The 680-nt window shown below is 45.1% G+C and carries 1 protein-coding gene; it reads left to right on the forward strand.

Annotation, left to right across the window (positions count from 1 at the left end; translation table 11 throughout):
* Positions 1–490: dicarboxylate/amino acid:cation symporter (locus R7O13_RS27355; protein ID WP_318305259.1), on the forward strand; the 490-nt coding region annotated here is incomplete at its 5' end.
* Between the last annotated feature and the right edge of the window lie 190 nt (positions 491–680).

A 680-nucleotide genomic window follows, 5' to 3' on the forward strand; every position in this document is an offset into this window, starting at 1 on the left:
GTCTGCAATGAAAAAACCGCAAGCAGTTGCACTATCAACAGCGTCGTCAATGGCGACACTGCCTGTCACTATGGATACGTGTGAAAAAGAACTTGGCGTGAAAAACTCAACTGCGTCATTCGTTCTGCCTCTGGGCGCGACCATCAACATGTCTGGTAATGCGATTTACTACGGCTTGGTGGCTATCTTCTTTGCACAGCTGTTCAACATCGACCTAGGCATGGGCGCTTACATCGCGATCATCGTGACTTCAACACTAGGTGCGGTTGGTCAAGCTGGTGTTCCGGGACCTTCTTTCCTAGTGGTAGCAGTACTACTAGCGGCGGGTATTCCAATTGAAGGTCTGCCTCTACTCTTCGCTCTTGACCGTATCTTCGACATGATTCGTACGGCTCTAAACATTACTGGTGATGCAGCATGTGCGGTCATTGTTGATGCTTTAGTAGAAGAAACTGCCGCTGACGCGGAGTTACAGAAGCAAGAAGCTTAGTTTCCTAACAAATACTTAAAAGCCGCTCAAAAGAGCGGCTTTTTTTTGATTCTTTGCATTACGTAACCATACAAATAGAAACTAATAGCATAATTTTTCTGAAGTGATATAGCGCCCGTACTAACTATAAAAGACGTCAGATCTAGGTTGTATCATGAGTCTTAAGCTGTCTTTGGTTTCGCTTTCCAAT

The organism is Vibrio sp. Y176 (genome assembly GCF_033438945.1).